The 23,840-nt window shown below is 37.3% G+C and carries 27 protein-coding genes; 26 read left to right on the forward strand and 1 reads right to left on the reverse strand.

What is annotated here, in order from left to right:
- The first annotated feature begins 9 nt into the window (after positions 1-9).
- Complete coding sequence (fni, locus tag COE25_RS05040; protein WP_098931591.1) at positions 10-1,068, forward strand: type 2 isopentenyl-diphosphate Delta-isomerase; 1,059 nt, start codon at positions 10-12, stop codon at positions 1,066-1,068.
- 44 nt (positions 1,069-1,112) lie between these two features.
- On the opposite strand, the gene COE25_RS05045 is transcribed toward fni, so the two are convergent.
- Positions 1,113-1,253 (reverse strand): YpzI family protein, encoded by a 141-nt coding sequence (locus COE25_RS05045; RefSeq protein ID WP_088088809.1) that lies wholly within the window; start codon positions 1,251-1,253, stop codon positions 1,113-1,115.
- A gap of 108 nt (positions 1,254-1,361) precedes the next feature.
- On the opposite strand from COE25_RS05045, the gene COE25_RS05050 reads away from it, so the two are divergent.
- From COE25_RS05050 to qcrB, 25 genes are all read left to right on the forward strand, one after another.
- Entirely contained in the window at positions 1,362-1,970 is a 609-nt protein-coding gene (locus tag COE25_RS05050; RefSeq protein ID WP_098931593.1) for a YphA family membrane protein, read from the forward strand.
- 222 nt (positions 1,971-2,192) lie between these two features.
- A complete protein-coding gene (gene der, locus COE25_RS05055; protein ID WP_088088807.1) occupies positions 2,193-3,503 on the forward strand; it encodes a ribosome biogenesis GTPase Der in 1,311 nt (436 codons plus the stop codon).
- A gap of 24 nt (positions 3,504-3,527) precedes the next feature.
- Positions 3,528-4,583: an NAD(P)H-dependent glycerol-3-phosphate dehydrogenase gene (locus tag COE25_RS05060; protein ID WP_098931595.1), complete on the forward strand. Its 1,056-nt coding sequence runs from the start codon at positions 3,528-3,530 to the stop codon at positions 4,581-4,583.
- A 305-nt stretch (positions 4,584-4,888) separates the two neighbouring features.
- A complete protein-coding gene (locus COE25_RS05065; RefSeq protein ID WP_098931597.1) occupies positions 4,889-5,074 on the forward strand; it encodes a DUF2768 domain-containing protein in 186 nt (61 codons plus the stop codon).
- Between the two features lie 34 nt (positions 5,075-5,108).
- Positions 5,109-5,819: a hypothetical protein gene (locus COE25_RS05070; protein WP_098931599.1), complete on the forward strand. Its 711-nt coding sequence runs from the start codon at positions 5,109-5,111 to the stop codon at positions 5,817-5,819.
- A 286-nt stretch (positions 5,820-6,105) separates the two neighbouring features.
- Positions 6,106-7,584 (forward strand): stage IV sporulation protein A, encoded by a 1,479-nt coding sequence (spoIVA, locus tag COE25_RS05075; RefSeq protein WP_098931601.1) that lies wholly within the window; start codon positions 6,106-6,108, stop codon positions 7,582-7,584.
- 395 nt (positions 7,585-7,979) lie between these two features.
- Positions 7,980-8,252: a non-specific DNA-binding protein Hbs gene (gene hbs, locus COE25_RS05080; protein WP_024030636.1), complete on the forward strand. Its 273-nt coding sequence runs from the start codon at positions 7,980-7,982 to the stop codon at positions 8,250-8,252.
- A gap of 152 nt (positions 8,253-8,404) precedes the next feature.
- Positions 8,405-8,971, forward strand: a complete 567-nt coding sequence (gene folE, locus COE25_RS05085; RefSeq protein WP_088088802.1) for a GTP cyclohydrolase I FolE — start codon at positions 8,405-8,407, stop codon at positions 8,969-8,971.
- Positions 8,972-9,002: 31 nt separating this feature from the next.
- Positions 9,003-9,239 (forward strand): trp RNA-binding attenuation protein MtrB, encoded by a 237-nt coding sequence (gene mtrB / locus COE25_RS05090; protein WP_088088801.1) that lies wholly within the window; start codon positions 9,003-9,005, stop codon positions 9,237-9,239.
- Positions 9,240-9,452: 213 nt separating this feature from the next.
- Positions 9,453-10,274, forward strand: coding sequence for a heptaprenyl diphosphate synthase component 1 (locus COE25_RS05095; protein ID WP_257208696.1), 822 nt, complete (start codon positions 9,453-9,455; stop codon positions 10,272-10,274).
- 7 nt (positions 10,275-10,281) lie between these two features.
- Positions 10,282-10,986 carry a demethylmenaquinone methyltransferase gene (locus COE25_RS05100; RefSeq protein ID WP_098931604.1) on the forward strand — a complete coding sequence of 235 codons (705 nt, stop codon included), beginning with the start codon at positions 10,282-10,284 and terminating at the stop codon, positions 10,984-10,986.
- Positions 10,987-11,028: 42 nt separating this feature from the next.
- Positions 11,029-11,991: a heptaprenyl diphosphate synthase component II gene (gene hepT / locus COE25_RS05105; protein ID WP_098931606.1), complete on the forward strand. Its 963-nt coding sequence runs from the start codon at positions 11,029-11,031 to the stop codon at positions 11,989-11,991.
- 99 nt (positions 11,992-12,090) lie between these two features.
- Positions 12,091-12,537, forward strand: coding sequence for a nucleoside-diphosphate kinase (gene ndk, locus COE25_RS05110; RefSeq protein ID WP_098931608.1), 447 nt, complete (start codon positions 12,091-12,093; stop codon positions 12,535-12,537).
- A gap of 176 nt (positions 12,538-12,713) precedes the next feature.
- Complete coding sequence (aroC, locus tag COE25_RS05115) at positions 12,714-13,886, forward strand: chorismate synthase (RefSeq protein ID WP_098931976.1); 1,173 nt, start codon at positions 12,714-12,716, stop codon at positions 13,884-13,886.
- Complete coding sequence (gene aroB / locus COE25_RS05120) at positions 13,886-14,956, forward strand: 3-dehydroquinate synthase (RefSeq protein ID WP_098931610.1); 1,071 nt, start codon at positions 13,886-13,888, stop codon at positions 14,954-14,956. The genes aroC and aroB overlap by 1 nt, the downstream gene beginning before the upstream one ends.
- A gap of 13 nt (positions 14,957-14,969) precedes the next feature.
- A complete protein-coding gene (gene aroH, locus COE25_RS05125; protein WP_098931612.1) occupies positions 14,970-15,341 on the forward strand; it encodes a chorismate mutase in 372 nt (123 codons plus the stop codon).
- Between the two features lie 54 nt (positions 15,342-15,395).
- Positions 15,396-16,493 carry a histidinol-phosphate transaminase gene (gene hisC, locus COE25_RS05130; protein WP_098931615.1) on the forward strand — a complete coding sequence of 366 codons (1,098 nt, stop codon included), beginning with the start codon at positions 15,396-15,398 and terminating at the stop codon, positions 16,491-16,493.
- A 27-nt stretch (positions 16,494-16,520) separates the two neighbouring features.
- On the forward strand, positions 16,521-17,627 hold the full coding sequence (locus tag COE25_RS05135; protein WP_098931617.1) for a prephenate dehydrogenase: 1,107 nt from the start codon (positions 16,521-16,523) through the stop codon (positions 17,625-17,627).
- 27 nt (positions 17,628-17,654) lie between these two features.
- The gene (aroA, locus tag COE25_RS05140) at positions 17,655-18,944 is read left to right on the forward strand and encodes a 3-phosphoshikimate 1-carboxyvinyltransferase (RefSeq protein WP_098931619.1); all 1,290 of its coding nucleotides are present in this window, start codon (positions 17,655-17,657) and stop codon (positions 18,942-18,944) included.
- A 140-nt stretch (positions 18,945-19,084) separates the two neighbouring features.
- Positions 19,085-19,987: a hypothetical protein gene (locus COE25_RS05145; protein WP_098931621.1), complete on the forward strand. Its 903-nt coding sequence runs from the start codon at positions 19,085-19,087 to the stop codon at positions 19,985-19,987.
- 21 nt (positions 19,988-20,008) lie between these two features.
- Positions 20,009-21,274, forward strand: a complete 1,266-nt coding sequence (locus COE25_RS05150; RefSeq protein ID WP_098931623.1) for a tetratricopeptide repeat protein — start codon at positions 20,009-20,011, stop codon at positions 21,272-21,274.
- Positions 21,275-21,306: 32 nt separating this feature from the next.
- Complete coding sequence (locus COE25_RS05155; protein ID WP_098931625.1) at positions 21,307-21,873, forward strand: ReoY family proteolytic degradation factor; 567 nt, start codon at positions 21,307-21,309, stop codon at positions 21,871-21,873.
- A gap of 124 nt (positions 21,874-21,997) precedes the next feature.
- Positions 21,998-22,462 (forward strand): YpiF family protein, encoded by a 465-nt coding sequence (locus COE25_RS05160; RefSeq protein ID WP_098931627.1) that lies wholly within the window; start codon positions 21,998-22,000, stop codon positions 22,460-22,462.
- A gap of 143 nt (positions 22,463-22,605) precedes the next feature.
- A complete protein-coding gene (locus COE25_RS05165; protein WP_088088788.1) occupies positions 22,606-23,112 on the forward strand; it encodes a QcrA and Rieske domain-containing protein in 507 nt (168 codons plus the stop codon).
- Positions 23,113-23,114: 2 nt separating this feature from the next.
- Positions 23,115-23,789: a menaquinol-cytochrome c reductase cytochrome b subunit gene (qcrB, locus tag COE25_RS05170; RefSeq protein ID WP_026563914.1), complete on the forward strand. Its 675-nt coding sequence runs from the start codon at positions 23,115-23,117 to the stop codon at positions 23,787-23,789.
- Positions 23,790-23,840: the final 51 nt, after the last annotated feature.

Below are 23,840 nucleotides of genomic sequence, written 5' to 3' on the forward strand. Positions count from 1 at the left end.
GTGATTTAAGTGTCTAGATCTGAACGAAAATGGGACCACATTCGTTATGCCCTTGATAATAGGAAACATCATGCTTCAGCTTTCGATGATATAAAATTTATTCACCAGGGATTACCGAATATCGGTGTGTTCGATGTTGGATTAGACCATGAATTTGGCGGACTTTATTTAAGTTCGCCAATTTTTATCAATGCCATGACCGGTGGTGGTGGTGAAAAAACTTATCGTATCAATAAAGAGCTGGCAATAGTAGCTAAAAATACCGGTTTAACAATGGCCGTTGGGTCACAAATGGCTGCATTAAAAGACAAAACTCAAAAATACACCTATGAAATTGTCCGTAAAGAGAATCCCAAAGGTGTTATTATTGCAAATTTAGGAAGTGAAGCCTCACCAGACGACGCGAAAGCTGCTATCGAGATGGTTGAAGCAAATGCCCTGCAAATACACTTAAATGTAATTCAAGAATTAACTATGCCAGAGGGAGATCGGGATTTTTCTGGTGCACTTAAAAGAATTGAATCCATTGTTAAAGAGCTAACAGTCCCTGTTATTGTGAAAGAAGTTGGTTTCGGAATGGCAAAGGAAACTGTTCATTCACTTTCGTCAATTGGCGTTAAAGTGGTTGATGTGGGCGGCTCTGGGGGAACAAATTTTGCTGAAATTGAAAATAAGCGCAGGGAAAAATCTCTGTCTTTTTTTAATCAATGGGGAATCCCGACGGGTGTATCTATTCTTGAAGCAACGTCAGTTTCTAATCATCTATCCATCATTGGCTCGGGAGGATTTATGTCAGCGCATGATATTGCAAAAGGAATAGCGATAGGAGCAGATGCGGTTGGCATGGCAGGTTATTTCTTGAAAATTCTTGTTAAAGATGGGATAGAATCTTTACAGAAAGAAATCGAAACCCTTCATGAGGAATTAAAAATGATTATGACTGCTTTAGGTACAAAAACTGTTTCAGATTTAAAAAATGCACCACTAATAATATCTGGCGAAACCTATCATTGGTTAAATCAAAGAGGCATAGATACAAAACAATATGCAAAGCGTTCCATTAATTAAAAGCTCCCGCAACTGCGGGAGCTTTTTGTAGTTATTTTCTACAGTTATTTTTTTCCATCGTTTAATCCCCGTGCCTCTTCCGGGCTTGATAGCTTAGTAGCACTTGGGTAGTGCAAAGCCTGATCACGATCTGACTCCACTCTTCTGCTTTCGCGTAACTTTTTTTCTTGTCGGTCTTTTCCCATTCCTACACACCTCCTCTTAATAAGATGATTCACACAGGAAATATTATTCAAGGAAGTATGAAACTACATAAAGATTACCAATAATGAAAATAATAGGAGGTGTATGAGTTGGAAGGGTTAATCTTTTATTGGAGCTGTTGGGCCTTTTGGATTTACTTAACATTTATTTTAGAAAAACAAAACCCATTTCGAGTTAAACTTGCTGCTATCGTTTTAATTGCACTAATATTATCTAATATTCAATTTATGGTAGGTGAATTTGAAATACAAGCAAGTGGATTATTTATTTTATGTATCTGTTATTTATTCATAAGCCAGGAAAAACGAGGAGGAATAGTTTACTTTTTTATTTGTTCATTCATAATAACAATCGCATATGTAACCTTCCATTTATTTGAGATATTTGATCCAATTTGGATCGTTTTTAAGAAGGAATGGATGATGGGTATAGCATTATGGTATTTAGCCATACTATTGCAAAAAACTTTAAAAGGGAGATTGATCATAATTTTTGCAGGTGGTATGCAGGGAGAGATTTTATATGCTTATATATTAAATAAATTCCAATTTCCCTATTTGATTGGGGAATTTGCCTATTTAGATGTTTGTTCGTTAACGGCACTTTTGCTTGCAGGATGGAGTACATTGGAAAACGCAGGAACAATATTGCAAAATCATTTTCATTTCTTTGAAAAAGGAAAGCAAAAATCCTCGTAATTTAGAATCTTGTCAAGCTTCCCCATTGCGGGAAAGGAGTATCATTGATAATATAATATAGTTAGGCCCTTCTAGATGACAGAAGGGTTTCTTTACTTAATAAGAACTATAGGGAATTATCCCGCATTAACGGGAAGTAAGACCCCCACTGAAGGAAGTTTCACTCTATGCTAACATACTAAATTGTATTTGATTATAGAAAAGAAAGGATGGCGATTGTAATTGGTTAAACCTGTTATTGCCATTGTAGGACGGCCCAACGTAGGAAAATCAACTATTTTTAATCGAATTGTCGGTGAACGTATTTCCATTGTTGAGGACATTCCAGGAGTTACAAGAGATCGTATTTATAGTTCAGGTGAGTGGTTAACACATGACTTTAACGTTATTGATACTGGAGGTATAGATATTGGTGACGAACCTTTTTTAGAGCAAATCCGCCAGCAAGCGGAAGTGGCGATTGATGAGGCTGATGTTATTATCTTCTTAACAAATGGACGAGAAGGGGTAACAGCAGCTGACGAAGAAGTGGCAAAAATATTATATAAGTCTAAAAAACCGGTTGTATTAGCTGTAAATAAAATAGATAATCCTGAAATGCGTGAAGATATCTATGATTTTTATTCATTAGGGTTTGGTGAGCCGATTCCAATTTCAGGGGCACATGGACTAGGGTTAGGTGACTTATTGGATGAGGCAGCAAGACATTTTCCAAAAAACAAGCCTATTGAATATGGTGAAGATGTAGTCAAATTTTCCTTAATTGGGCGGCCAAATGTAGGGAAATCCTCATTGGTAAATGCTATATTAGGCGAAGAACGTGTAATCGTAAGTGATATTGCCGGTACAACTCGTGATGCAGTTGATTCTCCATATACATTTAATGGGGGAAAATATGTCATAATTGATACAGCAGGAATTAGGAAAAAAGGGAAGGTATATGAGAGTACGGAAAAATATAGTGTCCTCCGTGCACTAAGGGCAATTGAACGTTCTGACGTTGTTCTTGTTGTTATTAACGCCGAAGAAGGAATCATTGAACAGGACAAAAAGATAGCTGGGTATGCACATGAAGCCGGCAGGGCTATCGTTATTGTAGTAAATAAGTGGGACGCTATTGAAAAAGATGAGAAGACCATGAAGGAACTTGAACACAAGATTAGGGAACATTTCTTATTTCTTAGTTATGCTCCAATTGTGTTTTTATCCGCAAAAACAAAAAAACGAATCCATACACTTCTACCAATGATCAACACTGCTAGTGAAAACCACTCGATGAGGGTTGAAACAAGTGTGCTTAATGATGTCATCATGGACGCAGTAGCAATGAATCCTACCCCAACAGACAATGGCAGACGCTTAAAATTATATTATACAACCCAAGTGGCTGTTAAACCGCCGACCTTTGTTGTGTTTGTAAACGAACCTGAATTATTGCACTTTTCCTATGAGCGCTTCCTAGAGAACAGAATTAGAGATGCTTTTGGATTTGAAGGAACTCCTATCAAAATTTTTGCAAGAGAAAGAAAATAAAAGATAAGGTGGGTGTGATTTAAATTGAATGCTACTAAAACTGCAATAGCTGTTATCGGAGCAGGAAGCTGGGGAACCGCATTGGCAATGGTCCTTGCAGACAATGGACATGAAGTCCGTCTTTGGAGCCATAACGAGGTTCAGGTGAAAGAAATTAATGAAGAGCACACAAATAAGAAATATTTGCCTGAGATCGTTCTTTCAGAATTAATTGTGGGGTATGCTTCATTAAGTGATACATTAGCGGGAGTGGATACAATTATATTAGCTGTTCCCACGAAAGCAATACGTGAGGTAATTGGAAAAATTCGTGCCGTCCAAGCTGGTCCGATTTTGATCGCACACGTAAGTAAAGGAATCGAACCTGATTCATTAATGCGTATATCAGAAATAATAAGAGAAGAAATGCCCAAAGAATTGCTAAAAGATGTCGTTGTTCTGTCTGGTCCTAGTCATGCTGAAGAAGTAAGCCTTCGTCACCCAACAACGGTAACCGTTACTTCAGAAAATATGGCTGCTGCAGAAAAAGTACAGGATTTATTCATCAACAACAATTTTCGAGTGTACACGAATTCAGATATCATCGGTGTTGAAATAGGTGGTGCATTAAAAAATATTATTGCACTTGCAGCGGGTATTACAGATGGGCTTGGCTATGGTGATAATGCAAAAGCAGCCTTAATGACACGAGGATTAGCTGAAATTGCTCGTCTAGGTACCAAAATGGGAGCCAATCCATTAACTTTTTCAGGCCTAGCTGGAATAGGTGATTTAATTGTTACATGTACAAGCGTCCATTCAAGGAACTGGAGAGCGGGAAACCTCTTAGGTAAAGGGAAAACCCTTAATGAGGTTTTAGATAACATGGGGATGGTTGTAGAGGGTGTGAGAACCACCAAAGCGGCTTATCAGTTAGCGAAAAAGTATGATGTAAACATGCCAATTACCTTTGCGCTATATGATGTCTTATTTAACGGGAAGAACGCAATAGACGCTGTAGATGTATTAATGGCACGTGGAAAGACCCACGAAATGGAAGATTTGGTTAATGTTTTAGATGAAAGGAATATTGAAGACTAAAAAATGTCCCAAATGGAATTAAATAGGGGCGGGCAGTGTTACTGCTCATGAATATTTTTATTAATAAATGGGCGTTCTGAAGAGGCGCTTTGTGTCTAGATTGCATACAATGCAACGAAGCAACCTGGTAGTTTGACGCTGGAGTATGGGTTATTTAGTCTTTAAAGCTGAAGTAAAGAATTCGCCCCTCTTTACTTCAGTTTTTTTTTGGTGAGGAAGAGAACATGAAAGTTTTTAGTTTAAAATTTTTCTAGAAAAGTTATAGCTTGTGATATAATTAATTTTCGAAAAAGGGGGAGTTTAGTGTGTCACCAGCAATGTTTAAAATGTGGGTGTCGATTGCTGGAATGGGGTTTATGTTCCTAGCGATTATGACAATTTATTTCAGCAGATATAAGTTAAAAGGAGTATTTCGAATTATTACAGCAATTATCGCTTACGTATTAATGATTGTTTCTGGACTAACGCTTCTTATTGTTTTCTTAACATAATCGGGGTTAAATACATAAATAAAGTGGTGATCAAATGAAATGGAATGTGCTCGGTTGTTTTCTAGCTTTAACCGCTTTTTTACTGGCAGGATGCATGTATCCTCAAGAGGAACTAGCGAAGAATCAAATCCCTTATCAAGATCAAATCCAAGCTGTTCAAACCGCTGTGGATGCCTTTAGAGAGGAGAATAGCGGAATCCTTCCAATAAAAACAAAAGAAGCAGAAACGCCGATTTATCAGAAGTATCCAATTGAATTTAAAAAAATCACTCCAAAATATATCGCGGAGCCACCAGGAAATGCTTATGAAAATGGGGGGGTCTTCCAATATGTACTTGTAGATGTGGAGACCAAGCCGACTGTAAAATTATTTGATTTAAGAATAACAGATGTGATACGAGATATTAAATTACGAATTAAAACAAAAGGGTATCCACCCTATAAAAAGCAAATTGCTAAAAATGTTTTTTCCCTTGATTTTAAACAGCTAGGATATAAAAAAGATCCTTTCATTGTCAGTCCGTTTTCTAATCAAAATTTATCTTTTGTCATAACAGGGAGTGCAGAAGTATATGTAGATTATCGCCCGGATTTATACCAAGCAATGAAAAAAACGGACGAGAGGGTAAAATCAGGGGAGGATATTCGCTCAATTTTAGTAAATGATTCAATGTTTGTGCCTGCCTATTCCTTGCCGTATACTTGGGATTCTAAGACGAAAGAACCAGTATTTTTAGAAGAATAATGTGCTTATTCTTATATTTAGTCATAACCCTTTTCCTATGAAATATATTGTAGGAGAAGGGTTTTTTTTGCTTATGCCAAAGAAAAACATATATTGAAACCCTCCATTATATCAAATGTTCAGACACTACAGATACAAGAGAACCTAGTGAATTTTTAATAAGGGGGTAAAAAAGTTTTCGAAAAGTGTCATAACACTATAGGACAACGTCATAAACATATACTGTCCAAAAATACCTAAAATGGATGTTTAATCCCACTTTACTCTATGATCGGGAGGGGATCACTTGGAAAAGGTTGATATTTTTAAAGATATTGCCGAAAGAACAGGCGGTGATATTTATTTAGGGGTAGTAGGAGCAGTACGGACTGGAAAATCTACATTTATTAAAAAATTTATGGAGCTGGTCGTGTTACCGAATATAAACAGTGAAGCTGAGAGGTCACGGGCACTGGATGAACTGCCTCAAAGCGCTGCAGGAAAAACAATTATGACAACTGAACCGAAATTCGTGCCTAATCAAGCAGCAACTGTTCATGTTGATGATGGATTAAATGTCAATATTAGGCTAGTTGATTGTGTTGGTTATACAGTGCCAGGTGCTAAAGGCTATGAGGATGAAAATGGACCAAGAATGATTACTACTCCATGGTATGAGGAACCAATTCCTTTCCATGAAGCTGCTGAAATTGGCACTAGGAAAGTCATTCAGGAGCATTCCACTATTGGTGTGGTTGTTACAACGGATGGGACAATAGGTGAGATTCCAAGAAGTAACTATATTGAGGCAGAAGAAAGAGTTATTAACGAACTGAAGGAAGTTGGCAAACCGTTCATCATGGTTGTTAACAGTGCGCAGCCCTACCATCCAAGCACTGAAACGCTAAGATCGAGTTTAGCAGAAAAATATGATATCCCGGTAATTGCCATGAGTGTTGAAAGTATGCGCGACAGCGATGTTCTGAATGTCCTTCGTGAAGCACTTTACGAGTTCCCTGTACTTGAAGTCAATGTGAATTTGCCAAGCTGGGTTATGGTTCTAAGAGAAAACCATTGGCTTCGTGAAAGCTATCAAGATGCTGTCAAGGAAACTGTAAAAGATATCAAGAGATTAAGAGATGTTGATCGAGTTGTCCAACATTTTAGTGAGTTTGAATTTATTGAAAGAGCTGGATTAGCAGGAATTGAAATGGGCTCAGGGGTTGCTGAAATTGATTTAATTGCCCCAGATGAATTGTATGATGATATATTAAAAGAAATCGTTGGGGTAGAAATCCGCGGGAAAGATCATCTGCTCGAATTAATGCAGGATTTTGCCCATGCCAAAGCAGAGTATGATCACATTGCTGATGCCTTAAAAATGGTGAAACAAACGGGTTACGGAATTGCCTCACCAACACTTTCTGATATGAGTCTTGAAGAGCCGGAAATTATTCGTCAAGGTGCCCGGTTTGGCGTAAGGCTTCGTGCAGTAGCGCCATCGATTCATATGATCAAAGTGGATGTAGAATCTGAATTCGCCCCAATTATTGGTACGGAAAAACAAAGTGAGGAGCTTGTAAGATACTTAATGCAGGATTTCGAAGATGACCCGTTATCCATTTGGAATTCAGACATCTTTGGCCGCAGCTTAAGCTCCATTGTTCGTGAGGGGATCCAAGCAAAGCTGAGCTTAATGCCAGAAAATGCAAGATATAAACTTAAAGAAACGTTAGAGAGAATTATCAACGAAGGCTCAGGCGGCTTAATTGCCATTATTCTATAGACTCTGACTCCTAATCGGGGTCTTTTTTTTGTGGAAATGAGGGTGAAGTATTTTTGGTTTTCATGGACATTAGTGGGAAAAATCTACCAAAATGGGCAAAATATGTAGAATTTTGTTGAACAAAAGAAAAGATTACCATTATTTAATGAAATCTTCTTGATATGCTGAATTGATTATGATAATCTTTAAACTGAATTACGTTATAGTGTTTGAACCCTTATTTCATAAGGGTTTTCCTTAAAAAAATAGATTTGAGTTACCAATTTAGTTATTTATGGTTACTTTGGTAATAAAACCGAGCTATGACGTATAGAAATCAGAAAAATTGTTTAGAAATGTAGATAAGTAATCTTATTTACGAATCTTGATAATTTCTTTGGGAGGAGGTGAATGGCATGAACAAGACAGAACTTATTAATGCAGTTGCTGAAGCAAGCGAGCTTTCAAAAAAGGACGCTACTAAAGCAGTTGATGCTGTTTTTGATGCGATTTTAGATGCTTTAAAAAATGGTGATAAAGTACAATTAATCGGTTTTGGAAACTTTGAAGTACGTGAGCGTGCAGCTCGTAAAGGTCGTAACCCTCAAACAGGTGAGGAAATCGAAATCGCTGCTAGCAAAGTTCCAGCTTTTAAACCAGGTAAAGCGCTTAAAGACGCAGTAAAATAATTACATAAATTTATTGCTAGAGGCGAATGCTTAAGTAAAAAGGTCATGGTAAAGTCCATGGCCTTTTTTCTACTTTTTTGCTTGAACTAAAAAGATTGTGCTAATATGTATTTGTCATATATACTTGACTGAACAATAGGGGGAATTTTAATATGTCACAAGTGAATCGTGCCCAAATTGAAGAAGCGGTACGTTTAATATTAGAAGCAATCGGTGAAGACCCAAACCGTGAAGGACTGCTTGATACACCCAAACGGGTAGCAAAAATGTATGAAGAAGTTTTTAGTGGATTAAATGAGGATCCGAAGAAGCATTTTGAAACCATCTTTAGTGAAGATCACGAAGAATTGGTATTGGTTAAAGATATCCCTTTTTATTCTATGTGTGAACACCATCTCGTTCCTTTCTTTGGTAAAGCACATGTAGCCTACATCCCGAAAAATGGTCGTGTTACTGGATTGAGTAAATTGGCAAGAGCTGTAGAAGCCGTAGCAAAAAGACCTCAACTCCAAGAACGGATTACTTCCACGATTGCTGAAAGCATGATGGAAAAATTAGAACCGCACGGAGTGATGGTGGTTGTCGAAGCAGAGCATATGTGTATGACCATGCGCGGTGTAAAAAAGCCAGGGTCTAAAACAGTAACCACTGCAGTCCGCGGTGTTCTAGCTGACGATGCGATTGCTCGGGCTGAGGTGCTATCTTTAATAAAATATTAGGCTATTTTCCTAAAGTATTTGAGGTGATCAAATGGAAAAACGCTATCCACAAAATAGTGAGTATGTAGTTATTAAAGCGATTGATGATGGTGTCAGTGTTATCGGCTTAACAAGGGGCACAGATACAAAATTTCATCATTCTGAGAAGCTGGATAAAGGAGAAGTGCTTATTGCTCAATTTACTGAGCATACTTCTGCTATTAAAATCAGGGGAAATGCGAAAATTCTTACTCATCTGGGTGAAGTAGAAAGTGAATTGAAAAAATAAGATAATCAGTTCGAATCACATTGTTTTCATCTTATTTCATATGAGCGTAAATGATTATTTTGTGAATTTCTGCCTAAAGAAAACCTTTTATGATATAATGGTGTCTGCCTTGTTTTTAGAGAATGGTTAGGCTTTTCTTTATTAAACGGCATGAATTTTACTATGCAAATAGGAAATAAGAATACATAAAGACATTACTTCGGGGAAGCAAGGGTGATTAAATTGCTGGACATTCGACAAAAATTCACAAATATTAGAGAGCAGGTCGAAAAAAGAGTTTGTGACACATACTTGCTTAATTATATTGAAATTCCGATTATTGACGAAGATAAACTGCTTCTTCTAGTCTCAATAATGGATCGCCTCGAATTGTCATACAGTGATATGCAGAACTACGCCTTGTCAACAATGTTAATTCAAATTGCCCTTGATACCCATGAACATATTACAGATGCATCTGTAGAGGAAAAAAATCGTCAACTAACCGTTCTAGCAGGCGATTATTTTAGTGGCTTATATTATAAGCTTTTAGCAGATTCTGAAGATATAATGATGATCAAGGCACTTTCTAGAGGAATTAAAGAAATCAATGAAAATAAAATTTCTGTATATCAAAATGAAATTTTAGACATAGAAGAGCTAATGACAAGTATTGGGATGATTGAAAGTTCCTTACTTGCCCATCTTTCCGAATATTTTAAAGTGGATTTATGGAATGATTTTCTAGAAAACCTGCTTTTATTTAAACGTTTACTTCATGAAAAACGTCAATTTTTACAAACTGGAAGTTCCGTATTGTTCGAAGCCCTAAAAACAATTGTTTTCCCAATCAATAATAATAAGGCGAAAGAGTTGTCTAGGGAACAGCAAAATCACTTATTTCTGTGTTGCGACCATCATCTTGAAAGGTCAAAAGAAGTTATTGAAAAGGGATTAGAACAGTTGCCATACTTAAATGAATTACTTGAGAAAAGGATTTTATCAATCTTAAGCCAATACCAGCCAAATGCAAAAACTTTTGTGGAAGAAGGGTAATAAAAACATGCAGGAATCGAAAGAACAGCGAGTTCACAATGTGTTTGAAAAGATATCTGATAACTACGATAAAATGAATTCTGTTATCAGTTTTCAACAGCACATCAAGTGGCGGAAAGACACGATGAAAAAAATGAATGTGCAGCATGGTTCAAAAGCTCTCGATGTTTGCTGTGGTACTGCTGATTGGACAATAGCCTTAGCAGAAGCGGTTGGTCCAACAGGTGAAGTTACTGGATTGGATTTTAGCCAAAACATGCTCAATGTGGGTATTGATAAGGTTAAAGAACTCGGGTTAAAACAGGTCAAGTTAGTACATGGGAATGCAATGGAACTCCCTTTTCCAGATAATAGTTTTGATTATGTAACGATTGGCTTTGGTTTAAGGAATGTCCCTGATTACCTGCAAGTGTTAAAAGAAATGCACCGAGTAGTAAAGCCAGGTGGAATCGCTGTCTGTCTAGAGACATCACAACCTACACTAATTGGCTATAAACAGCTCTATTATTTTTATTTTCGCTTTATTATGCCGATGTTTGGAAAATTGCTTGCAAAAAGCTATCGAGAGTATGCTTGGCTTCACGAGTCAGCACGTGATTTTCCAGGGATGAGGGAGCTTGCTAAAATGTTTGAGCAAGCCGGCTTCAAAGATGTGAAATACAAACCATATAGCGGCGGTGCTGCAGCTGTACATATTGGTAAAAAAAAATAATTTATTGAACTCGAAGACAGGATGAAAAGCTGGTGAATTCAAATGAAATTAAAAATGATGTATTCATTTTTGAATTCGGATATTAACTTGATTGAAAAAAAGTTAGAAGAGACTATAAAGGCAGATTCCCTTCTGCTTAGACAGGCTTCTATGCATACATTACAAGCCGGCGGGAAAAGAATTCGTCCTGTTTTTGTTTTGCTTGCTGGAAAATTTGGTAAATATGATATCCATGTGATGAAGAATGTTGCTGTTGCTCTTGAATTAATTCATATGGCATCACTCGTCCATGATGATGTGATCGATGATGCTGATCTTCGCCGTGGCCAGCCTACCGTGAAATCCAAATGGGATAACAAAATTGCCATGTATACCGGTGACTTTGTTTTTGCTCTTGCGATCGAATTGATGACTAATATCGAAAATCCCGAAGCCCATAAAATTTTAGCCAATACGATAGTTGAAGTGTCAGTAGGTGAAATTCAACAAATTAAAGATAAATATCGCTTTAATCAAAATCTGCGAGATTATCTCCGCAGAATTAAGAGGAAAACTGCCCTGTTAATTGCAGTTAGCTGCCAATTAGGAGCTATAGCTGCAGAGGTTGAAGAATCCATCCATAAAAAACTTTATCGGTTCGGGTATTACGTCGGAATGTCTTACCAAATAATTGATGATATTTTAGACTTTACCTCAACTGAGAAGGAACTTGGGAAGCCTGCTGGCGGAGACCTAGTGCAGGGGAATGTTACTGCCCCGGCTCTTTACGCAATGGAAAATGATGAAATCCGTAATGAAATAGAAAAGGTCAATGAGGAAATGGATGCTCATGAAATAACAAAGATTATTTCGTTAATTAAGCAATCAGGAGCAATCGAAAAATCATTCGCACTTAGCGATCTTTACTTACAAAAAGCTTTAGCTGAACTAGAGGGGATACCTGCGAATAAAGCAAAAAAAACCCTAAAAGATATTGCAAAGGTTATTGGGAAACGAAAATTCTAAACACCTTGTTAAATTTTCAAAAAAATGATAATATTTTTCATGGATTGTATCTTAATTACAATCAATATACATAATAATTAATTTTTAGGAGTGGAATTCATGGAAAAAACATTTTTAATGGTAAAGCCCGATGGTGTACAGCGTAACCTAATTGGAGAAATCGTCGCACGTTTTGAAAGAAAGGGCTTTCAATTGGTTGGTGCAAAGTTAATGAGCATTCCCAATGAACTAGCTGAAGAACATTATGGTGAGCACAAGGAGCGTCCTTTCTTCGGTGAATTAGTAGATTTCATCACTTCTGGTCCTGTTTTTGCAATGGTCTGGCAAGGTCAAAATGTCATCGCTACTGCCCGTCAAATGATGGGTGCTACCAATCCAAAAGATGCTGCAACAGGTACTATTCGCGGTGATTTTGGTTTAACGGTTGGTAAAAATGTTATACATGGCTCAGATTCACCTGCGAGTGCAGAGCGTGAAATTGGTTTATTTTTTAAAGATTCTGGTGTTGTAGAATACAATAAACTAGTTAACGAATGGATATATTAATTAAATAAGAAGAGGCACTTGTATAGCAATTTACAAGTGCCTTTTTTGTTTAGAAAAATAAATTTATTCAAAATTTATTCTCTTTTATCTGAATAGTTATACTATGTTTATTGGGCGCTATATGGTATATTGATAAAAAAATTCTTTAATGAGTTGAAGGGGGAAAGAGTATGGGGATGAGATACTTAACAGCAGGAGAATCCCATGGGCCGCAATTAACAACAATTTTAGAAGGCCTCCCTGCTGGAATGCCATTATTATTAGAAGATATAAATGAGGAATTATCCAGACGCCAAAAAGGATATGGCCGTGGAAGAAGAATGCAAATTGAAAAGGATACAGCCCAAATCGTTTCGGGAGTCCGTCACGGCTACACTCTTGGCTCTCCAATAGCATTAGTAGTTCAAAACAATGACTGGAAGCATTGGACGAAGATTATGGGAGCGGAGCCCCTAGATGAAGGCCAGGAGGATGAAGTTAAACGTAAAGTAACTCGTGCCCGTCCTGGTCATGCGGATTTAAATGGTGCGATTAAATATGGACATAGGGATATGAGAAATGTCCTTGAACGCTCTTCTGCCCGTGAGACAACTGTTAGAGTTGCTGCAGGTGCTGTTGCCAAGAAACTTTTATCATTGGTAGGAGTTGAACTAGTTTCACATGTCGTTGAAATCGGTGGAATAAAAGCTAATGCTGATCATTCTCTTACTTTTGAGGCATTAAAGGACAAGACAGAAAATTCTCCTGTACGATGTGCTGACCCTAATGTGGAAAAGGATATGATGGCTGCTATTGATGAAGCTAAGAAAAATGGTGATTCGATCGGCGGAGTCGTGGAAGTGATTGCGAAAGGTATGCCAGCTGGAGTTGGGAGTTACGTGCACTATGATCGTAAATTGGATGGAAAATTAGCTGCTGCCATTATGAGTATAAATGCGTTTAAGGGTGTAGAAATTGGCATTGGTTTTGAGGCCGCTAGCAAACCGGGAAGCGAAGTCCATGATGAGATAGCTTGGGATCAAGAAAAAGGTTATTACCGCAAGACCAACAGACTGGGTGGCTTTGAAGGTGGAATGACGACTGGCATGCCAATTGTTGTCAGAGGTGTGATGAAACCAATCCCCACATTATATAAACCACTGATGAGCGTAGATATTGATACTAAGGAGCCATTTGCTGCGAGTGTTGAACGCTCAGACAGTTGTGCTGTACCTGCTGCTGCAGTGGTTGCAGAGAATGCTGTTGCATGGGAACTTGCAAACGCCCTGATTGAACAATTTTACAGCGACCGCTTTGATGCTTTTGCTACTGAAATAAAAAGGCAGAGAGAATATGCGAGGGAGTTTTAATGGAAACCATTCAAATCCAAACAGCGTCAAAAAACTATAATGTATTTGTGGGGGAAGGTGTAAGTAAGGAGCTTGGCCCTTTTTTGGAGAATCATTTTGAGGGTCTAACCAGAATATTAATTATTACAGATGAAACAGTTGCTAAGCTGCATCTAGAAAAATTATTGTTTGAGCTTAAATCGTTTGATCCCGTAATTTTTACTGCCCCTAGTGGCGAAAAGGCAAAAACCTTTGAAGTTTATTATTCTGCGCTTTCAACTGCTCTTGAAAACCGACTTGACCGCAAATCTGTTATTCTTTCATTTGGCGGCGGTGCAGTAGGAGATTTGTCAGGATTTGTTGCCGCCTCTTTTATGAGAGGTATACCTTTTATTCAAGTCCCAACTACCATATTAGCTCATGATAGTGCTGTTGGCGGAAAGGTAGCGATCAATCATCCACTCGGGAAAAATATGATAGGAGCCTTTCATCAGCCAGAAGCCGTCTTTTATGATTTAGAATTTTTAAAAACACTTCCTGCTCATGAAATTCGTTCGGGATTTGCAGAAGTTATTAAACATGCACTTATTGATGATTCCGATTTTTTTGATTGGCTGAAAGAAAATGTGGAAGACCTTCAAACCTTACCAATGGAGTTGTTATCGGAATCCCTAATCAAAGGGATAAAGGTAAAAGGAAAAATCGTCAGTCAGGATGAAAAAGAAACTGGAATTCGGGCTTACTTGAATTTAGGTCATACGTTAGGTCATGCTATTGAATCAGAAATGGGTTATGGGAATTTTACTCATGGGGAAGCAGTAATGGTAGGGATGATTTTTGCATTAAAGGTAAGTAAAAAATTACTAGGGCTTTCATTCGATTTAGAAGAATTCACCAACTGGATTGAAGGACTTGGGTATGCATCGAAAATACCTGAAAATCTATCTCATGAAAATTTAATTAATAAAATGAAGCAGGATAAAAAATCTGTTAGGCATTCGATTCGTTTTGTATTACTCGAACAATTGGGTCAGCCAGTCCTAAAGGAAATATCAGAAACAGTTTTATTTGAAGAGTTAAAAAGTTCTTAAAGGGGGTCTTGTCTTGATAAGAGGGATGAGGGGAGCAATCACAGTTAATCAAAACACAGAGGAAGCAATTATTACTGCCACAGAAGAACTGTTGGAGAAGATAATTGAGGAAAACCATATCCAACCTGAATTAGTTGCATCTGTTTTCATTTCAACAACAGAGGATATTAATGCAGTATTCCCGGCAAAGGCATTGCGTAAATTTGAGGGGTGGACTTACGTACCTGTCATGTGTATGCAAGAAATGCCTGTTCCAGATTCCTTGAAAATGTGTGTTAGAATCATGATGCATGTAAATACAACACAATCTCAAGAAGAAATTAACCATGTATACTTAAAAGGGGCTAAAGTCCTTAGACCCGACCTAAGCAATAGTTTAGCGTAATGGGAGGTTCTTTTTGGAAGATAGAATAAGTCTACAAGAATGGAGTGTATAAATATGAGATGGAAAGAGCAGTTATTAACACTGACTCCCTATCAACCAGGAAAATCAATAGAGGCAGTAAAGAAGCAATATAAACTCGACCAAATTGTTAAGCTAGCATCAAATGAAAATCCTTTTGGATGTTCAGAACAGGTGTTAACCGCTCTTCAATCGAATCAAACAAGTTTAGCAATTTACCCTGATGGGTACGCTACAAATTTAAGAGAGACACTTGCTTCATTTTTACAGGTTGACGAGGATGAATTAATATTCGGTAATGGTTCTGATAATCTTATCCAAATAATTTCTAGGGCACTTTTACATCCGAACGCCAATTCAATTATGGCGACACCTACCTTTTCACAATATAAGCATAATGCTGTTATTGAAGGGGCAGTTAGTAAGGAAGTGCCGCTACTAAACGGAGAACATGATTTAGATGCAATGCTTGCAGCTATTGATGAACAGACCAATGTTATTTGGCTATGCAGCCCAAATAACCCTACCGGTACATATATACCAGAAAATAAATTAATTGCTTTTCTAGAAAAAGTTTCATCAGATATTCTGGTTGTATTGGATGAAGCCTATTATGAATATGTTGTTGCTGATGATTACTATGATTCCGTTAACCTAGCTCGTAAGTATGAAAATTTAATTGTTCTAAGAACTTTTTCTAAAATATATGGACTTGCTGCCTTGAGAATTGGATATGGGGTTGCCAATCGCTCGATTATAAAAGCGCTTGAACCTGCGAGGGAGCCGTTTAATGTTAATTCTTTAGGTCAATTAGCAGCATCTGCAGCAATCAAGGACCAGGAATTTATAAAAGTCTGCAAAGAAAAAAATAGGCAGGGGCTTGAACAGTTTTATCAATTCTGTGGTGAGAATGAACTTGATTTTTATCCATCACAAACTAACTTTATTTTAATTGATTGTAAAATGGATGGTGATCAGGTTTTCCAACATTTATTGGAGAGAGGATATATCGTCCGTTCCGGAAAAGCTCTTGGTTTTCCAACCGGTGTTAGAATTACAGTAGGCTCCTATGAACAAAATGTCGGTGTCCTAAAAGCACTTGGAGAATCCTTAGCTATTAGTAAAACAGAGTAGTGCTTTGTTGTTTAGGGGGAGTTATCATTGAAAGGCCGTGTATTTGTAATTGGCTTAGGATTAATTGGCGGTTCCCTAGCCCTTTGTATAAAAAAGGAGCATAAGGATGTAACTATTGTAGGATTTGATATTAATAGTGAACAAGCAAGGCTTGCAAAAATGCTTGGGGTCATTGATGAAATAGCTGAAGATATTTACAGTGGTGCAATTGACGCTAATTTAATTATTATTTCTGCACCTGTAAATGAAACAGAGGAAATTATTCAGTTCCTAGCGGGCCTACCTCTCCATCCAGAGGTAATCGTGACAGATACAGGTAGTACAAAAAGCAAGATTGTCGGAAGTGCCAAGAGCCTAAAGGACCGAGGAATCACCTTTATTGGCGGGCATCCAATGGCGGGCTCCCATAAAAGTGGTGTATCTGCTGCCAAAGAAATATTATTTGAAAATGCCTTTTACCTGTTAACACCGCAAGAACATATAGAAAATAAAAAGGTAGAATTATTAAAAGCATGGTTATATGGCACCAATGCCAAGTTTTTAACTATTACTCCAGAAAACCATGATTATCTCACAGGAATTGTCAGTCATTTTCCTCATATCATTGCTGCCTCTATTGTTCGCCAAACGGAAAAACTAGCAGAAGCAGAAAGTCTTATTCCACGACTAGCAGCTGGCGGATTTAGGGATATAACTAGGATTGCTTCGAGCAGCCCAAAGATGTGGAAGGATATTCTCCTGCACAACCGTGAAATCTTAATTGAATTACTCGATCAATGGCTAGAAGAAATGAATGGGGTTAAAACATTACTTGAAAATGAAAATAGTTCTGCAATTTATGACTATTTTCAGCAAGCAAAACAATTTCGTGATGGCTTGCCACTGAAAGAAAAAGGTGCGATTCCGGCATTTTATGATTTATTTGTCGATGTTCCAGATTACCCGGGAGTGATTTCGGAAATTACTGGCTATTTAGCAAAGGAAGAAATTAGCATTACAAATATTCGGATTCTAGAAACACGAGAAGATATTAATGGAGTCTTAGTGATTAGTTTTCAAACCGAAGAGGATCGGCAAAATGCTGAACGCTGTATTGGCAGTTATTCCAACTTTGCAACATCTATTGGTTCCTAAAATGATATGAATAAAAGGTGATTTTTCATGACGTCATTAAAACTTAAAACTAACATAAATGGTTTAAATGGTAAGATAACAATTCCAGGGGATAAATCGATTTCGCATAGATCTGTTATGTTTGGTTCGATCGCATATGGTGAAACCAAGGTAACTAATTTCTTGCCTGGAGAAGATTGCTTAAGTACAATTTCATGCTTTCGAAAACTCGGAGTTACTATTGAGGAATCTGATAATCAACTTCGCATTATTGGAAAAGGTTTTGAGGGATTAACTGAGCCGACTGAAGTACTGGATGTTGGTAATTCAGGAACAACGATCCGTTTGTTAATGGGTATTTTGGCTGGAAGACCATTTTTCTCATCTCTTGTGGGCGATGAGTCAATTGGAAAAAGGCCAATGACCAGGGTTACGAACCCATTATCAGAAATAGGTGCAAGAATAGATGGGCGAAAAGATGGTTCCTTCACTCCGATTTCCATCCGTGGTGGTGGGCTAAAACCTGTAAACTACCACCTCCCAGTTGCTAGTGCACAGGTAAAATCTGCTCTTATCCTTGCGGGACTGCAAGCAGAAGGACAAAGTATTATTATTGAGCCAGAGGAAACTCGTGACCATACTGAAAGAATGATCAAAAAATTTGGTGGAGAAATCCATAAGGATAACCAAAAGATTATGGTTAAGGGTGGTCAAAAGCTGACAGCAACGTCGATTCATGTACCTGGGGATATATCGTCTGCAGCGTTCTTTCTTGTGGCTGGTGCTGTTATTCCTGACAGTGAAATTGTTCTGAAAAATGTTGGCCTAAACCCTACCAGAACGGGCATTATCGAGGTAATGGAAAAAATGGGCGCAGACTTGGAGATTGTTCAAAATGAGGAAACCTCTTTTGAACCATTTGGTGACCTCACTATAAAGACATCCAGTCTTAAAGGTACAGTCATTGAAGGTGACTTAATTCCAAAATTAATTGATGAAATACCAATTATTGCTCTTTTAGCAACACAAGCTGAAGGGACGACCATTATTAAAGATGCTGAGGAATTAAAAGTTAAGGAAACAAACCGAATAGATACAGTGGTTAATGAGTTGAAAAAATTAGGTGCTAAAATCGAAGCGACTGAAGATGGAATGATTATATACGGAAAATCCGTATTAAGCGGCGGAACGGTTTCAAGTCATGGCGATCATCGGATTGGGATGATGCTGGCAATAGCAGCACTCCTATGTAAAAATGAAGCAGAACTAGTGAATCCCGAAGCAATTTCAGTTTCTTATCCTAACTTCTTTGCTCATTTAAACAGTCTCATTAAGTAAAGCTGCGTTTTAATGCAGCTTTTTTTTATTTTTAAATGAATTTGATTTTGTTAGAATGTCATAGTTTTTTGATTTTTGGCATAGCTTGTCATAAGGAAATAAAGTGAAAGCTTACAAAGAAAAAAATAAGGTGGTGGACGATGTATATCATAGAAAATGCCAATCTCCTTAAAGACAAGCAGTTGAAAACATGTTCGCTATTAATTAGTAAAAACCGTATAGCTAAAATTGATTCGCATTTTAGTCATTATAGACTGATAAAAATGAATGCTGGTCCATTTATCATGACCCCGTCATATGTCCTTTTTAATTCAAATATCCCACAAATTAAATCCTTTCAAGAATTAAAAAGGTGTCTGATTAAGGAATTTATGTTGAAAGGATGTACCACCTTATTTACCTATGTTAATGTTTCCTATGAAAATGAATTAACCACTAAAATTACCGAACTAAAAACGGCTCTATTAAGTAGTCCTATTGACTATTTAATAGGGGTAAGAGTACCGATTCGATTGTTAACACAATCGTTTATTAGGAAATGTAAGAAGGAAAAAATACCAGCTATTTTTGTTGACCTGCAAAACTTTGATGAATTAGAAAAAATACCTTGGGGCTGGATTAAAGAAGCCATGTTTCCGTTCAACAGTCCTTTAATTCCAATAATTTCTTCCGTCCAGAAGAAGGAAGTGAAGACAGTTATGTCGAAATGGAAAGGTATCATGAAAAGAGAAAATATCCCTGCACTATACGAAGAAATAGAAGAAAATTACCCATTGACTATTACTGTATTAAATAAAATCGGTTTATACCCTCAAAAAGCTAGTTTAATGAGTGGTACTGAGGTAAGTTATAATCTATATACAAAAATAAATGAGATCAAGAATATTGATGAAGTGAATTTATTTCATTATCATGGTGATAGACTCGTAGTGACTGTTCACAAGGGAACGGTTCAACGTGCAGGTGATAACGTGATATTTAAACCTGGTAATGGAGAACATGTTAGGGTGCAAACCCCATCTTATTTTTCTCTGTCAATCTAGGAGAACGAGAGGTAAGTGTCAATGGAAAGAGTAAATAAAATTATTAACATGTTAGAAAACGGCCAACATAATGATGCTTTAAATGAATATAATGTTGTATTAAAAAGTGGAATGCCAGATGAGAAATTCCTTCTAGGAGAAGAAATGTATCAATATGGTTTCCTTGATGAGGCAAAGGCATTAGTTGAAAATTTGTTAGAGATATTCCCTGAGGAAGGTGAGCTCCTTGTTCTGCTAGGTGAAATATTAGTCGAGGCTGGAGAAGATGAAGAAGCGATACTTGTCCTTGAAAAGATATCAGAACATGATGCAAATTTTGGACAATCATTACTCTTGTTAGCCGATCTTTATCAAGTTCAGGGTTTATATGAAGTTTGTGAACGAAAGCTTTTAAAAGCAAAGGAGATATTGCCAGATGAAGTTATCATAGATTTTGCATTAGGTGAACTTTACAGTGAACAAGGTGAAATATCAAAGGCAATGGATGCGTATGAAAAGGTTTTAAAAGAAGTAAATGAAATAGCTGGAGTGAATATTGACCAACGAATTGCAGACCTTTTAAGTGCATCTGGAATGTTTGAGGAATCCCTGGTTTATTACGAGAAGGCAATTAATGAAAAATTAGAGATTAACACGTTATTCGGATACGCTTTTACAGCTCTTCAGGCTGGATATAATCGAACTGCTATAGAAAAATTCATTGAATTAAAAGCGCTAGATCCGGAGTATCATTCACTTTATTTACATCTTGCGTTAGCTTATGAACGGGAGGAAGAGCTTGAGGATAGTTTACTCACGATTCAAGAAGGCATAAAACAAGATGAATTTAATAAAGAGCTATTTTTCTTTGGTGGGAAAATTGCCATCAAGTTAGGAAAAGTGGAGGAAGGAGAAAAATATTTTCGTGAGGCAATTGCCCTAGATCCAGGATTTACAGAAGCTGCACTAACATTAAATAAGCTCTTTTTCCTCCAAGAAAGATATGAGGATGTCATTGAGTTAATTGCTCAACTTGACATTAAGGAAGATGAAGAACCCCAGCTCTTATGGGATTCTGCACTTAGCTTTCATAAGTTAGAAAAATTTTCTTACGCATTAGACAAATATGAAAGTGCATATACTTTTTTTAAGAAAAATGAAACATTTTTACATGATTACGGTTATTTTTTAATTGAAGAAGGAAAAACCGACCGCGCTGCCGAAATTTTTAAACAACTGCTTAATGAAGATCCAACAAACGTCGAGTATTTGGATTTACTTGAACGTCTTACAGGGTTGAAAGATTAAAAAAGCTGATTCTGCAGAGGAGGGAAACTATCATGGCAACCCCTGTTTCTGTCAACGAGAAGAAGGACTTTATTCGCTGGTTTCTAAATCATTATCAATTAAAGAGAAGAGAATGCGTATGGATCCTCAACTATCTTATGAGCCACGATCAACTGATGGAAAAGGTTCATTTCGTTGAGCAAGCACAGTATTGTCCGAGAGGTTTGATTATGTCTACACATTGTGTGGATAAAGTTCCGTTTCGATTCTATAAAGAAAATGTGATGACGACGGACGCAGAAAAATCCTTTCACGATATTCGTTTAAATCGTGACGAGGATATTTTTATCCAATTAAACTTTCATGCTGCCAATCAGGCGCACCAGTATGCTGCTGTACTAGAAGAAAATTTATACGTTCCTAAACATTTGCAAGTAAATGAAAAGGATGGAATCGTTGCAGAACAATTACTGCAGCACAGCATCGAACACTTTCAACGTGAGAAAATTCTTCAATTGATTGACGAGGCACTAGATAAACACGATCGCAAAGCATTCCTAAACTTAACACAAAAATTAAATAATTTGACAATGACTGAACAAAAAGGAAGTTTGCGATAAGCAGCTTCCTTTTGTTTGTTTTTTTCTTTCATAAGAATTTTACTAAATATTCCTCTTTATCTTTTATTGTTAATGTGGAAAATGATATTATATTAATAGTGAAATTAAAGGTTGGTGCAAAGATATGAAGTGGATACCTCAAGATATTGAGACGTATTTGAATGCCAAAGAGTATGTGGACACAGCTGTTGTTCCGTTAATTTCAGTTTCCATAGGGGGGGAGATAAGGCAGTCAGCGGCAGCAGCAGAGTTTATCACTTTATTAACAGGGTATTTAGAAAGGCAATTTACGGGAAGATTAATATTAATCCCGCCATTTACATATCTGAATTCCAAAAATGGTGAAAGTACCTTAAGTGATTTGAAGGATTGGGAAGCTAGCCTAGCAAAGGGGGAGTTTAAACATATTTTTTACATAACATCAGAAATAGAGTGGAGAGCACGGGAAAAAGAACTACATGGCACGGTAATTTGGCTTCCATCAATCCCGCTTGAGCATATGAATGATTCGCAAAAAATAGGAGTTATTGATAGTCAAGTTAAGCAGCTCTTAGTTCTCTTTACGCAAAAATGGCATGAAAATCAGTAAAACCAACGATAATATATGTTTTTAAAATAGTATGATATTGACCTAACATGAAGATTGATATATCATTGTTATGTCCTAGTTTTATATGTGTTAAATTATTGTCCGATGGACTTAACTTCGTGAATAGAGGGGGGGATATAAGCATGAGTAAGCAACGCGTTTCAAGACGTCAATTTTTAAGTTACACCCTAACAGGGGTAGGCGGCTTCATGGCGGCTGGTATGCTAATGCCAATGGTTAGATTTGCAGTTGATCCTGTTTTAAAGGTTGAAGAAGGCGGCGATTTTGTTGCTACAAAGCAAAAGGTATCTGATTTAACAAAAGATCCAGTTAAAGTTGACTTTACCTTTAAACAAAAGGATGCCTGGTATGAGTCAGAAGTAACGAATATTGCCTGGGTTTATAAGGATGATGCGGGGAAAATTGTAGCCCTTTCGCCTACTTGTAAACATTTGGGTTGTACTGTTAACTGGAATACTGACAAGGAACATCCAGGTCAATTCTTCTGTCCGTGCCATTATGGCCGCTACGAGAAAAACGGTAAAAACATTCCAGGAACACCGCCATTAGCACCACTTGATGTATATCCATTCAAGGAAAAAGATGGTTATCTTTATCTCGGTAAAGCTCAACCACGGAAGGAGGCGTAACTATGTTAAACAAAATTTACGACTGGGTAGATGAACGTTTAGATATTACGCCTTTGTGGCGCGATATCGCAGACCATGAAGTACCTGAGCATGTTAATCCAGCGCATCACTTTTCAGCGTTTGTATATTGCTTTGGAGGTCTTACTTTCTTCGTAACCGTAATTCAAATTCTTTCTGGTATGTTTCTAACCATGTACTATGTACCAGATATTAAAAACGCATGGGAATCTGTTTATTATCTTCAAAATGAAGTTGCTTTTGGACAAATTGTACGTGGAATGCATCACTGGGGTGCAAGTTTAGTACTTGTAATGATGTTTTTACATACTCTACGCGTCTTTTTCCAAGGTGCCTATAAAAAACCTCGTGAATTGAATTGGGTTGTCGGGGTACTTATTTTCTTCGTAATGCTTGGCCTAGGTTTTACAGGGTACCTATTACCTTGGGATATGAAAGCGTTATTCGCTACAAAAGTAGGTCTGCAGATTGCCGAAGCGACACCATTCATCGGTACTCAAGTTAAGGTTTTACTTGCTGGTCATGAACACATTGTTGGTGCTCAAACATTAACCCGCTTCTTTGCAATTCATGTATTCTTCCTGCCTGGTGCATTGCTTGGACTAATGGGAGCTCACTTCTTAATGATTCGTAAACAAGGTATTTCCGGACCACTATAAAACGGTTTTATTTTAATCGCAGTTTATTTCTATTAACTACGGAAAAAGGAG

The organism is Bacillus sp. AFS031507, from assembly GCF_002584635.1.
Classification (GTDB): domain Bacteria; phylum Bacillota; class Bacilli; order Bacillales; family Cytobacillaceae; genus Neobacillus.

Excerpts from the sequence above, each read along its gene's own strand:
- mtrB (WP_088088801.1), top strand. The coding sequence starts at position 9,003 with ATGGAAAAACGCTATCCACAAAATAGTGAGTATGTAGTTATTAAAGCG.
- COE25_RS05155 (WP_098931625.1), top strand. The coding sequence starts at position 21,307 with ATGGCAACCCCTGTTTCTGTCAACGAGAAGAAGGACTTTATTCGCTGG.
- COE25_RS05165 (WP_088088788.1), top strand. The coding sequence starts at position 22,606 with ATGAGTAAGCAACGCGTTTCAAGACGTCAATTTTTAAGTTACACCCTA.
- ndk (WP_098931608.1), top strand. The coding sequence starts at position 12,091 with ATGGAAAAAACATTTTTAATGGTAAAGCCCGATGGTGTACAGCGTAAC.
- hbs (WP_024030636.1), top strand. The coding sequence starts at position 7,980 with ATGAACAAGACAGAACTTATTAATGCAGTTGCTGAAGCAAGCGAGCTT.
- COE25_RS05045 (WP_088088809.1), bottom strand. The coding sequence starts at position 1,253 with ATGGGAAAAGACCGACAAGAAAAAAAGTTACGCGAAAGCAGAAGAGTG.
- aroA (WP_098931619.1), top strand. The coding sequence starts at position 17,655 with ATGACGTCATTAAAACTTAAAACTAACATAAATGGTTTAAATGGTAAG.
- aroC (WP_098931976.1), top strand. The coding sequence starts at position 12,714 with ATGAGATACTTAACAGCAGGAGAATCCCATGGGCCGCAATTAACAACA.
- COE25_RS05100 (WP_098931604.1), top strand. The coding sequence starts at position 10,282 with ATGCAGGAATCGAAAGAACAGCGAGTTCACAATGTGTTTGAAAAGATA.
- aroB (WP_098931610.1), top strand. The coding sequence starts at position 13,886 with ATGGAAACCATTCAAATCCAAACAGCGTCAAAAAACTATAATGTATTT.
- COE25_RS05070 (WP_098931599.1), top strand. The coding sequence starts at position 5,109 with ATGAAATGGAATGTGCTCGGTTGTTTTCTAGCTTTAACCGCTTTTTTA.
- folE (WP_088088802.1), top strand. The coding sequence starts at position 8,405 with ATGTCACAAGTGAATCGTGCCCAAATTGAAGAAGCGGTACGTTTAATA.
- COE25_RS05150 (WP_098931623.1), top strand. The coding sequence starts at position 20,009 with ATGGAAAGAGTAAATAAAATTATTAACATGTTAGAAAACGGCCAACAT.
- COE25_RS05145 (WP_098931621.1), top strand. The coding sequence starts at position 19,085 with ATGTATATCATAGAAAATGCCAATCTCCTTAAAGACAAGCAGTTGAAA.
- hisC (WP_098931615.1), top strand. The coding sequence starts at position 15,396 with ATGAGATGGAAAGAGCAGTTATTAACACTGACTCCCTATCAACCAGGA.
- qcrB (WP_026563914.1), top strand. The coding sequence starts at position 23,115 with ATGTTAAACAAAATTTACGACTGGGTAGATGAACGTTTAGATATTACG.
- hepT (WP_098931606.1), top strand. The coding sequence starts at position 11,029 with ATGAAATTAAAAATGATGTATTCATTTTTGAATTCGGATATTAACTTG.
- COE25_RS05160 (WP_098931627.1), top strand. The coding sequence starts at position 21,998 with ATGAAGTGGATACCTCAAGATATTGAGACGTATTTGAATGCCAAAGAG.